This is a genomic window from bacterium (assembly GCA_018812485.1).
Taxonomy (GTDB): Bacteria; JAHJDO01; JAHJDO01; order JAHJDO01; family JAHJDO01; genus JAHJDO01.
This window is the reverse complement of record JAHJDO010000150.1, coordinates 1-9,497: the sequence shown is the minus strand read 5'-3', so window position 1 is coordinate 9,497 and position 9,497 is coordinate 1. Positions and strand designations below refer to the sequence as shown.

Below are 9,497 nucleotides of genomic sequence, written 5' to 3'. Positions count from 1 at the left end.
GGAGTTGAAATTGACGGAAAGAAGCGAGAATTTTACGCAAAAATTTTTCCGTATTGGGATTTCAAGAATACAAGTGTTGATGAGAAATATTTACGCGAATTACACAAATGTATCGGAAAGAAAATTGACGGGAGACTTTACATAATTGCTCCCGCAAATAATGTTGATTTTATCAGTGATTATCATCAGATAGACAATGTTCGTTATTACTTCTTGAAAGTTCCGTATCAAATTATTAAAGAATTGCACAAGGTACAATTTAAGAAATTTCGTCAGCCACAAAGCAAGAACCAAATCAATGACTTGGATGAAGCAATCGGCTTTCACTTTATCCGCCAGCCGGAAGTAAGATCGGAAATCAAAACATTGAAAGATCAAATTGTTTTGAGAGTCAAAAAGTTTGAATCCGCCTATTCGCAAGATGAAGCCGGCGAAAAACTCAAAAATTTTGAAAGTTTGGCGATGTTGCTTATTGACTTAAACTATGATGGCGAAAAATTTATGATGACAAATTACTTTTTTGCGCAGGACTTGCTTAATCACAAGAAAAGTGAGAAAGAAGAGAGCAAAGAAGAAATAAAGCAAGAACTGACAAAACAGAGGGAAATTAAAAAGGAATTTCCTAAAAAGGACTGCGGTAGGCAGATTATGGCGATTTATGTTGATATTTACGGCAACGAATTTCGGGAAAAATTTAAGGTCAAATAATTATGACAGAAGGAATAAAAGTATATAAAACACAAGATTTAGTTTTGCAAGTGAAGCAAACATATGATCCTGCTAAACTCAATTTGAAAAAATGGGTCAGTTTTCTTGATGTGCTTTGTGGCGATAGAGAATTTCAAAAAGAAGCGATCACGGACGCGATTATTTTTCTTGCCTCAGGCGAATATAGGTCAATTGAGGATTTGATTGAGGAAAATTTCAGGAAAAACGACGAATTGCAGAAAAGATACAAAAATGTCCGCGATTATCAAAAAAACTTGCCCTTGCCGCATAAATTGTCTGCGGTGATTGATTTGGCAACAGGAACGGGTAAAAGTTATGTAATTTACGGTATCGCTCAAATCGCCTTAGGGCTTGGATTAGTGGATAAAGTTTTAGTGCTTTGTCCGTCGCTTACGATTGAATCTGGCTTGAAAGAAAAGTTTGAGAAACTTTCCGGCGATAACAAAATTAAAGAAACTTTGCCGAATAACGCCGCATTCAAAAATCCAAGAATTATTGACGCAAACAGCACAATCAAGAACGGCGACATTTGCATTGAGAATATTCACGCTGTTTATGAAAGGACAGGATCGTCAATAAATGACAGCTTGAAAGGAAATGGCGAGAGAGTTTTAGTGCTGAACGATGAAGTCCATCATGTGTATAACACAACAGGGGATAAGGATATAAAAAAGTGGAAGCAGTTTTTGCTTAATCCCGATTTCAATTTCAAATATGTTTTAGGGCTTACTGGCACGGCTTACATTAACGACGACTATTTCAACGATGTTATTTATCGTTATTCAATACGAGGAGCCGTTAATGACAAAGTGGTTAAGTCGATTGATTATGTATCCAAAGATGAAAACATAGGCAAAAACGAGAAGTTCCAAAAGATCTATGACAATCACGACGAATTTGTGAAAAAGTATCGGCTTATCAAGCCACTTACAATTTTGATTACAAAAGATATTTCCAGAGCAAAAACGCTTCGGGAAGATTTGATTGATTTTTTGAAGAAGCGAGAAAAAATCTTGCGAAAAGCGGTTGAAAAAAAAGTTTTGATTGTTACCTCGCATAAAGACCACAAGAAAAATGTTTTGGAATTGAAAAATGTTGATGACAAGGAAAATTCGGTTGAGTGGATTGTCTCCGTTTCCATGCTTACCGAAGGTTGGGATGTAAAAAATGTTTTTCAAATTGTACCGTGGGAAGACCGCGCTTTTAATTCAAAACTTTTGATTGCTCAAGTTTTGGGCCGTGGGCTTCGCATACCGGAAGAATACAAATCACCACAGCCGAAGGTCAGGGTTTTTAATCACGATGCTTGGAGCCGAAACATCCGTGGTTTGATTGATGAGATTTTAGAAATTGAAGTCCGTTTGATAAGCGAGGTTTTGACTTTCGGCGAGCGGGCAAAATATCATTTTGATCTTTACACAATTGACTACGAAAAACAGGAAAAAGCCGTTAAAGCGCAAAAAGACACGAAAATTTTTGATTACTCAAAAGGATTTATCAACTTAGTTGCCCAAGTTGAGCAAATAGACAGAGAAACCGAATACGAGGATTTAAGCGGAATTATTAAGCCGAAAACAACAACAATTCAAAAAGAAGTTTTCGGCATTGATGAAGTGGTGTCAAAAATAGTTGAAACTTTCAAAACCAGAGATTTCGAGGTAAAAATCAGATTTCCGAAAGGCGACTACGAAAAAGAGCATTTGCCTCCGGAAAACGAAATAAAAGAAATTATTGTAACTTCAATGCGGAAAGTTGGTATAAAAAGCGGAGTTTTAACTGAGGATAACGCCAACAGAATTTTCAAAGCGTTTCAAACGCTTTTTAGAGCAAGAGGGTCAACGATTGTTTTGGAAAGGAAGGTAAACAAGCCGAAGTTAATCAGCACAAAAGAGCTTGAAAAGGAAAGCGTTGCCGTTGGCGCAATAAAACACGGATCAACAATTTTTTATACAGAGAATTTCAAAGACGAGTGCAGTAATGGCATGATTGATATTTTGCAAGACATAATTGATGACGAAAGTTTGCCACGAAGCGCAAGCAAAGAAGTTAATCCTTATTGTTTCAAAACGTCAGTCAATGTCTTTTTGACAAGGCAAGAACCAGAACGAAAGTTCGTTGAAGCGATTGTCAGCTCAAAAGTATGCAAAAAAATTGATGCTTGGATAAAATCGCGGGACATGGGATTTTATAGTGTTGAGTATTCATGGAGAAAGGGCGAGCACCCGACGCAAGGAAGTTTTAACCCTGACTTCTTTTTAAAACTTGGCAAAAATGTTGTTGTCGTTGAGATTAAATCCGATGGTGACGATTCAGAAGAAAACAAGGCAAAATATCGCTGGGCGAAAAAACATTTTGAGTATTTGAACGAAGAATTGAAAAAAGCAAAGATCAAGCAAAAATACTTTTTTCATTTCTTGAGTCCAGAAAGCTATTCGGAATTTACGGAATACTTGATTGATGGGCGATTATTCAAAGGTGAGTTTAGAAGCACTCTTGAAGATTTGCTTGAATCATAATAGTAATATTGGCCTGCCTCCAGCTTTTCCATTCTAACCCCTCAATTCTTCTTGGGGCATGCATTGCCCGGGAGCTGATAGGAGATCTAGCCCGCTGGCAATCCTTATATTGTATCCTGCAACTGCTACAGGCATTTTTATTCTAGCATTTTTTCGCTTTTCGCTGTCAAGGGTCGCAAGCATGATACACATAATTTTATGAAATTTATGTAGCTTGCGCCCTCGCGTCGTTGCTTCGCTCCTAGCGCCCTCCGTTCGCTCTCTCGCAGTTATTAAATGAAATTGTATGCTCGTTCACTCACTGCGGGTGACAGCGGCGAAAAAAATGCTATTTAACTTCCCATGCCTGCAGCAGTTGCAGGTTCATTATTATAGGGAGGTGTCGCATGTCTCATTTAGTTGGTGTTGTTGGTTCCCGTTCTCTTCCTGCTTCTTTTTCCCCGTTTGTTTCCTCTCTTGTTTCCTTCTTTCTAGCTCGTGGTTTTTCGGTTGCTTCTGGCGGGGTGGTAGGGGCTGATTCGTTCGCTCTTTCTGCTTTGCTCCAGCAGGGTGCTTCTTCTCGCGGTGTTGTCTTCTCCGCCTGGTCTTCTGCTTCTGGTTTTCCCGCTTTTGTTCGTCCTCAGGTGTCTCGGTTTCTTGCTTCTGGTGGTCAGGTCCTCTGGGGTTCTGGTTCCGCTGGTGCGCCACGCCAGCAGGTGGTTTCTGCTCTCTTGGGGCGCAATAGGCGCTTGGTTTCTTCCTGCTCGGTTCTGGTGGCCTTCCTCTTTGGTTCTTCTCGTGGTTCGCTTTATACGGTGCGGCAGGCTGTTGCCCGTGGTGTTCCGGTTGTGGTTTTCCTTTGCGGTGGTGGTGCCAGCTTGCCTGCGGAGTTGGCCTCACGTTGTTTCATATTCCAGGGGGAGGAGGTGGTTTAGTTATGAGTACGTCGTTGTTTTCTCCGTGTCTGTGCTGTACGAGTAGGTTGCCTAGCGTTCAGTGTAGCCCGCGCGATCGCTCGCGTTGCGCTAAGTTTCTGGATTATATCCAAAAACTTCATAGGATAAGAGCTTCCAGGGTCTTAATAGGGGAGCTCAAGAGTCTGATTACAAAATAGGAGGTAATTAAGATGAGAAAATGTTCAATATGTGGGTCGTTTCTGGTTCCGAGCAACGAGGGTATAGATCATATCGGTTTTGAGCCTTATACTCTGCACAGTGTAGCTTTTATCTGCCAGTCATGCCTATGCGCGATCCAAAATCAGGTTGAATACGGGATCTCATATAGATACGCTGATATCTGATTTTAAGCCCGTTTTCCATTGAGAAGGCGGGCTTATTTTTTGGTCGCAAACCCAACAAATTTAGGTATAATACGTATAAGCTTGATTAGATCATTAAGAGATACACACCTTAGAGAATATGTTTCTTATAAAAGATCTTCGCAAATATCTTCGTCCACGCTCATTAAGATAAAAAATGATTTAGTCCGCTTTTTTTCCTATCTGGAAAGCAAACAGATATATTCAATAAGTGATGTTTCTGTGAAAGTCATAAGGCAATACCTCTCTTATTACAGAAGGTCAAGAAGCACCCATACAAAAAAAAGAAGATCAATATATACTGTTTTTAATATGAGGTGGGTTCTTTGGACGTACTTCGAGTTTTTATTTCAAAAGCATTATTTGTCTTCTAATCCCGTTAGCCAGGTTTCTGCCCCTCTCGTGCCGAAAATTATCCCAGAGTTTATTCCGCTTAATCAATTATCCAGGCTATTAGACCTTCTTGTTGAAGAAAATCAGTCATTAGGCCAATTTCAAGTTTTTGGCAAAGCATATTTGGGATTGATTCTATTTTATGGCCTGGGATTAGGCGAGATTCTTAAAATAAAACTTCAAAATGTTAACTTTAAGAAGAAAACTCTGAAAATTGAACAATCTTCTCTTCATGATCAACGGATTCTGCCTCTTTTTTGTCCAGTGAATGCCTGGTTGTTGGAATATGTAAGAACGATCCCCAGATCGAATCCCAATAGGTTGTTTCAGAATATTAATTCGGACTTGAAATTTAATCATCGGACTTTAAATGTCTTTATGAACAAAATATCGAGTTTAAGCAATATCAAGGTGACTTCTAGAATATTAAGGAACACATTCTTCTTGTTGATGTTCGATTCTAGGGTGGAACACCGTATTCTGCAAACAATAATGGGGACGCATACTTTAGCTACGATTAATAGAAGATCTGTTATTTCTACTAGTTGTAGAAAGTCAGCAGTGGAGAGTATTACAATTTTATAGTTATATGAATAAAAAAAGAGCTCTAAAAGAATATATTTATATGAATAAGCATGATAAACGCCTTTCCTTATACACCCTAAGGGGCCAAAAATATTGCTTGAGGGACTTTATTAACTTTCTGCCTATTGAAAATCTTGAGGATCTTGATTATGGGTGGGTCAGGCAATTCTTCAAAGAACTGAAAAGACAAAAGTACTCGTTAGGCACAATATATTCTAATTATTTGGTTGTTATGCCGTTCCTTAACTATTATTTTAAGAAGGGCGTTCTAAAATATAAGCCCTATTTTTTTATACGTAAAATCAAGAATCCTAGGACATACACGCAACCTCTGGGCATTACAGGGTTAACAAAACTGATTAATGCAACTGCAAGGTGTATCTATACTCGCAAGAAAAAGTTGCAATATTACCGCAACAAGACCGTCTTAGGATTATTAATATATTGTGGCTTAAGAGTTGGGGAAATTGCGACCCTAAAACGTATGCAGATCAATATAAAAGGTGGATTTATTAAGATAATACACGCGAAATTTGGCATTGATCGTCTTATACCCATTGAGCAACCACTTGTTTCGTGGATAGAAGATTATTTGGAAGCACGATCTCAGTTTAGATCGCATTATTTTATTATTGATGTCTATGGAACAAAGATGAATCTTCATAGTATTACTCGAATTGTGCGAATGACAGCAAAAGTTGCGAAAATTAGGACCAGGGTATACAGCCATCTTTTACGGCATTCTTTTGCTAGTCTAATGCTGAAGGGTGGGGCCAGTCTCAATAGCTTAAAGGTTTTAATGGGACACAAACGGATTGAGATGACGGCAATTTACGCTAAGCCTGATTTTGAAATGATCAAGAAGGCTTTATTGCGAAATCCTTTGCTTAAATATTATGGAGGTAAACATGAGGCCTTGGAATAAAAAATGGTCAAAAAAGAAGATAATAGAAGATGTAACAAAGCTTGTAAAGACAGGTGTCAGTATAAAATATAGCGATATTGTAAAAAGCCATCCATCTTTGTTTGTTGCGGCATACCGTCCAGAATATTTCGGTTCTTGGAGTCGTGCTGTCCAAAAGGCTGGATTCGGCAAAAAATACAAAAAAATTCTAAAGAAAGCATATTTTAGAGGAAAGGTGAGTGCCGAGTATAAACGATGGAATAAGGAAGTTATTAAGGAGAGAATTAAAGAGTTAATAGAAAAGGGGGTATCCCTCCAGCCGGTAAATATTTTGAGGGGGTATCCTCGACTTTATTACGCCGCATTTCGCAAACGACATTTTGGTAGTTGGCGGAACGCTGTAAATTCTACTGGTTATAACTATGATGCTTTAATAAGGAAATTGCTTAAGAAAAGACGGAAGAGTAAATATGTTTTTCTTAATAAAAGCACTCAAAAAATGATTGATGATTGGCAGAAGGCTTTGAGGGAGAAAAATATCTCAAAGGAAGTTTGTATTGGATATTTGAGGAGCCTCAAGCGATTTGATATTTTTCTTGGCGGGCTTGACGTAAAGGACATTTCTGTTAACGAAATCAAAGAATTCATGAGATTTCTTAGAAAAAAGGGCTTGCGTGAAAAAACCGTCAGAGGAGAGCTTATAACATTAAAGAATTTGTTTGGACATTGCTATAGAAATAATGTTATAAGTCGAAACCCAATTCTTGAAGTATCTCTGCCCAGAGTTGATTATTCGGTTTTACCTGTTTTGTCCATGAATGAATTGGAATCTTTTATGGGCTATCTTAATAGCCGAAAAGGCCGCAATAATTTCACGCTCATTAGGGACAGGATATTAGTGGAGCTGATTATTTATTGTGGTCTTAGACGTAGTGAATTAGTTAAGTTGATGTGTGCCGACATACAGCTTGATGAGAAGACCATTTTGCTCCGCCAGGGCAAGCATAAGAAAGATCGGATGATCCCAATTAATGAAGTTTTAGCAGCTACAATTAGGTCTTATCTTTATCAAAGAAGAGAGTGCAGCAAAAAAGAATTCCTGTTAACAAGCTATAAGAACAGAGGATTGTCCAAAGGACAAATCAGTATGATCTTTAAAAGCCTTTCAATATCCTCAGGCTTAAAAATAAAGGTAGGAGCTCATATATTAAGACATACTTTTGCTTCATTGCTGCTTACAAGTGGTGTTGATATTGCAACAATAGGAAAGCTGATGGGACACTCAACAATTTCAACAACATATAATTATGTGCATGCATCCCCAGATTATTTAAGAAAAGAAATACAGAAGCACCCATTAATAAATATTCATGATAAAACTTGCGATGCTTCGAATAACTCTTGAAATTGACTATTAGTTGGGGGAAAATGATTGAAACATGAAAAAAGTCTTAATTGTTTTGATCGGTCTTATTTTGTGTGGAAGTTGTTATGGCGTTTCCGTTCGTTCTCTTGGCATGGGCAATGTTTATCCTCTCACAGCCCGAGACCCTTCCGGTATTTTTTATAACCCAGCTTACCTGGCAAAATCGGATAGCATAAGGCTTTCCTTTGATAACATTTATGGTCCTGTTTTGCCGCGCAACAATATTGCTATGAGTATAGGCGATTTAGGAATTGCTCGGTCTTCAGCCACCCAGGGCGCGGTTTATTATGTGTCCCACGGATTTAATACTTACTCATTTTTGCGGTTGGGGGTAGGAGTTAAAGTTTTGAATGGGCAGAAGGATTTCGATATTGGATTTGATGCGGATATTACGAAAAACATTGCACTCTCAGCTGCGCTCTTAAATGAAGAAAATGCTTTCTTGCCCAGAAAATCTTCGGCAACTATAGCTTATAAAACAGAAGACAGTGATAAATGCTTGGCTTTGAAGTATGATTTTAATGGAAATGTTAGGGTTGGCTATGAAAATCAGTTTACTTCAAAGGCTTTCTGGCGGGTGGGTTACAACATTGATCATCCCGCTGCCGGGCTTACTTTACCAATAGGAGAATTTGTTGATCTTGACCTTGCCGCGGATTTTGCAAAAGACAGTTCAAAAATCCTTTTTGGGGTTAATCTCTTCCGCAACACTGAGAATAAACGGGTAAATTCCAATCACAGCATCAATTTTGATAGGGCAATAGTAGGAGAGGATAAGTTTATTGAAATTGAAGGTTTTAATATCCATTATGTTGAAGCTGGAACAGGAGAGCCCTTTGTCCTCATAGGAGGTGGTATTCATTATACCCATCATTGGGATCCATATATGAAGGAACTTTCAAAAAAATATCGGGTTATAAATATTGATCACATCGGTGCTGGTGAATCTGATAAACCAAACTACTTTTTTGGATATACAATTGAGGAACAAGGCGAGATCATCCATGAACTTTTAAACCGAATAGGTGTTAAGCAGGCATATTTGCTTGGCTATTGTTATGGTGGATCAATTGCCTTTTATCTTGCTGGCCAATATCCTGATAAATATAAAAAGCTCGTAATAATTGAAGGCTTCGTAAGGGGAATTAATACAATTCCGTTGGCTGATAGAAACCGCGAGAATAGCAGAAAAGCGCGGCATGATATTGAATATCTAAATGCTTACCTTCTTCGGGATTATATTACTTGGAATTATCGCCTCCTTTACCCTTATTTCAACAGCAAAATGTGGTATCAACTTAATAAGGCGGTTCTCTATGCGGATTTAGGAGAAAAAATCAAAAACACGAAAGCCTCTGTTCTATATTATTCCGGGACAAAATCATGGGCATATGAATTTCTTGGGCCGACAAAAGATTATATTAAAGAAAACATTAAGAAACTTAAATTTGTAGAAATTGAAGGGGCAGGCCATGATGTGGATCGTTTTGACCAATCTAGATTTTTGAGTGAAATTATTTACTTCTTGCGAAACAATAAATAAAAGCTATTTGCCCCGCCACCCCATTTAAAAACCAAAAGAAATAATGTTTTAATTTTTTTGTTTACCCTGAGCACCGTCGAAGGGACAGCCCTGTCTGCTAGCAG

General features: G+C 38.2%; 8 protein-coding genes. All 8 read left to right on the top strand.

Going from position 1 to position 9,497, the window contains the following annotated elements; translation table 11 throughout:
• Window positions 1–708, top strand: a 708-nt coding sequence (locus KKC91_12540) for a hypothetical protein (protein ID MBU0479371.1), incomplete at its 5' end; no start/stop codon positions are given.
• Window positions 709–710: 2 nt separating this feature from the next.
• The gene (locus tag KKC91_12535; GenBank protein ID MBU0479370.1) at window positions 711–3,245 is read left to right on the top strand and encodes a DEAD/DEAH box helicase family protein; all 2,535 of its coding nucleotides are present in this window, start codon (window positions 711–713) and stop codon (window positions 3,243–3,245) included.
• 386 nt (window positions 3,246–3,631) lie between these two features.
• Window positions 3,632–4,159 (top strand): DNA-protecting protein DprA, encoded by a 528-nt coding sequence (locus KKC91_12530; protein ID MBU0479369.1) that lies wholly within the window; start codon window positions 3,632–3,634, stop codon window positions 4,157–4,159.
• A 191-nt stretch (window positions 4,160–4,350) separates the two neighbouring features.
• Window positions 4,351–4,524, top strand: coding sequence for a hypothetical protein (locus KKC91_12525; protein ID MBU0479368.1), 174 nt, complete (start codon window positions 4,351–4,353; stop codon window positions 4,522–4,524).
• Window positions 4,525–4,944: 420 nt separating this feature from the next.
• The gene (locus KKC91_12520) at window positions 4,945–5,520 is read left to right on the top strand and encodes a site-specific integrase (GenBank protein ID MBU0479367.1); all 576 of its coding nucleotides are present in this window, start codon (window positions 4,945–4,947) and stop codon (window positions 5,518–5,520) included.
• Window positions 5,521–5,560: 40 nt separating this feature from the next.
• Window positions 5,561–6,445, top strand: a complete 885-nt coding sequence (locus tag KKC91_12515; protein MBU0479366.1) for a tyrosine-type recombinase/integrase — start codon at window positions 5,561–5,563, stop codon at window positions 6,443–6,445.
• The gene (locus KKC91_12510; protein ID MBU0479365.1) at window positions 6,429–7,829 is read left to right on the top strand and encodes a tyrosine-type recombinase/integrase; all 1,401 of its coding nucleotides are present in this window, start codon (window positions 6,429–6,431) and stop codon (window positions 7,827–7,829) included. The genes KKC91_12515 and KKC91_12510 overlap by 17 nt, the downstream gene beginning before the upstream one ends.
• A 34-nt stretch (window positions 7,830–7,863) precedes the next feature.
• Entirely contained in the window at window positions 7,864–9,393 is a 1,530-nt protein-coding gene (locus KKC91_12505; GenBank protein ID MBU0479364.1) for an alpha/beta hydrolase, read from the top strand.
• The last annotated feature ends 104 nt before the right edge of the window (window positions 9,394–9,497 follow it).

Coding starts and splice junctions, on each gene's coding strand:
- KKC91_12535 (MBU0479370.1), top strand. CDS start 711: ATGACAGAAGGAATAAAAGTATATAAAACACAAGATTTAGTTTTGCAA.
- KKC91_12530 (MBU0479369.1), top strand. CDS start 3,632: ATGTCTCATTTAGTTGGTGTTGTTGGTTCCCGTTCTCTTCCTGCTTCT.
- KKC91_12525 (MBU0479368.1), top strand. CDS start 4,351: ATGAGAAAATGTTCAATATGTGGGTCGTTTCTGGTTCCGAGCAACGAG.
- KKC91_12515 (MBU0479366.1), top strand. CDS start 5,561: ATGAATAAGCATGATAAACGCCTTTCCTTATACACCCTAAGGGGCCAA.
- KKC91_12510 (MBU0479365.1), top strand. CDS start 6,429: ATGAGGCCTTGGAATAAAAAATGGTCAAAAAAGAAGATAATAGAAGAT.
- KKC91_12505 (MBU0479364.1), top strand. CDS start 7,864: ATGAAAAAAGTCTTAATTGTTTTGATCGGTCTTATTTTGTGTGGAAGT.